The organism is Rhizobium sp. 01N447_2, from assembly GCF_056399245.1.
The window spans coordinates 1-1650 of the sequence record NZ_JBFTQY010000161.1 but is presented as its reverse complement, the minus strand read 5'-3'; the positions used below and the strand labels follow the sequence as shown (position 1 = coordinate 1650).

The 1650-nt window shown below is 57.9% G+C and carries 2 protein-coding genes and 1 pseudogene; 2 read left to right on the top strand and 1 reads right to left on the bottom strand.

From position 1 onward, the window contains the following. Positions 1-108 (top strand): annotated as a pseudogene (locus AC1ECN_RS38500) (low affinity iron permease family protein); the annotation flags it as partial. A gap of 99 nt (positions 109-207) precedes the next feature. Here AC1ECN_RS38500 and AC1ECN_RS38495 read toward each other — a convergent pair. Then, on the bottom strand, positions 208-615 hold the full coding sequence (locus AC1ECN_RS38495; protein WP_130655265.1) for a low affinity iron permease family protein: 408 nt from the start codon (positions 613-615) through the stop codon (positions 208-210). Between the two features lie 208 nt (positions 616-823). Between AC1ECN_RS38495 and AC1ECN_RS38490 the strand changes: the two genes are divergently transcribed. Next, a partial coding sequence (locus tag AC1ECN_RS38490) for an extracellular catalytic domain type 1 short-chain-length polyhydroxyalkanoate depolymerase (RefSeq protein ID WP_477956054.1) occupies positions 824-1650 on the top strand: 827 nt, incomplete at its 3' end.

Here is a 1650-nt window from a genome sequence, read left to right as displayed (position 1 = left end):
AGGAGCGAGGCAGGAAACCACTGGATTGCGGCTGAGAAGAAAGATGCCGACGCGATAGAGGGAATGCGCCAGCAACACCATGGCCAAACCTCAGAGACCTCGACCTAAAGCGCGTCACGATCTTTCAGATTCGCTCCTCGCGCTTTAGAGCTTTATTTCCAACGCATCGTTATTACAAAACCGCTGCGCACCTTTGCGCGACATGCCTTAGGCAGACGCTGCCTCTGCGGCAGATTTCTCATCCGCCTTTTCCTCGACGCATTCGGCCTTATCGGCGAGGGTCTTGCTCATTTCCCGGAGTTCTCCCTCGTCCAGCTTTTCGATGCCGACAAACTTGTTGGCCGCCTGGCTCGTCAGGATGAGTTCGTCAAGCTTGGCCTGCAGAGCCTTTCCGTCACGGTTCTGGCTGTTCTGCAACACAAACACCATCAGGAAGGTAATGATGGTCGTAGTGGTGTTGATCACAAGTTGCCAGGTTTCTGAATAGCCGAAAAAAGGGCCGGAAACCGCCCAGACAAGCACCAGCGCCAAAGCCGCTACGAACGTGAACGGCTTTCCCGAGAGATCGGCGACGGCGGTCGCAAAGGAAGAGAAGAAGTTGGATTTGTTCGACATCTGAAGGGCCTCATTGGGTCGCAGCGTCAACGCTGTCAATCGACAACATCAACTCCACATCTGGCCCGAAGTTCCTCGCGCCGCCGAACTCGGACGCCCGTCCGTTTGCACCATCGAAAAACATTGTGCACCGCAGCAACCTTTTCGTAGAGTGACGCGTTTAGTTCAGCATCACCGCCATCCCGGCTGCTGATTGGCGGAGACCTTTATGAGATCTATGTCAGACACCCTCGCACGCCTTGCTGCGCTGCGAGGAACCCTTCGCGCCCAACCTACGCAGGAAGACGCCGATCTCGTGGCCTTGGACGCATTTGGCTCAAACCCGGGCGCCTTGGGAGGCTACACCTATTTGCCGTCGAAGCGCGGGAAAGACATGCCCCTGGTTGTCGTCCTGCACGGCTGCACCCAGACTGCCGCCGGCTATGATATCGGATCGGGGTGGTCGCGATTGGCCGAGGATTATGGCATCGCGCTGCTGTTTCCCGAGCAGCGAAGGGCAAACAATCCAAATCTCTGTTTCAATTGGTTCAACCCCGAGGACATCCGCCGGGATCACGGCGAGGTGTTTTCGATCCGCCAGATGATCGCAAAGGTCGTTGCGGAACACGGTATCGACGGCAGGCGCGTATTCGTGACCGGGCTTTCGGCCGGCGGCGCGATGGCCGCCGCCGTGCTTGCCACCTATCCCGAGGTCTTTACGGGGGGCGCGATCATCGCGGGCCTGCCATATGCAAGTGCCGCGACCATTCCCGAGGCGTTCGACCGAATGCGCGGTCACGGCGGTCCGACTGGCAAAGAGCTTGAACTGCGGTTGAGAAACGCTTCAGGGCACAAAGGCCCGTGGCCGACATTATCACTTTGGCAGGGAACCGCAGACAGAACCGTCGTGCCATCCAATGCGAATGCGATCGTGGAGCAATGGAGAAATATCCATGGCGTCGACATATCGCCGGGGCGCGTCGAAGATATCGGACGACATCAGCGAAAGGTCTGGACCGATGCTCACGGTGTCGACGTAATCGAGCTCTATGCGAT

Bases quoted from the DNA above. Each gene is read 5' to 3' on its own strand.
- AC1ECN_RS38495 (WP_130655265.1), bottom strand. From the start codon at position 615: ATGTCGAACAAATCCAACTTCTTCTCTTCCTTTGCGACCGCCGTCGCC.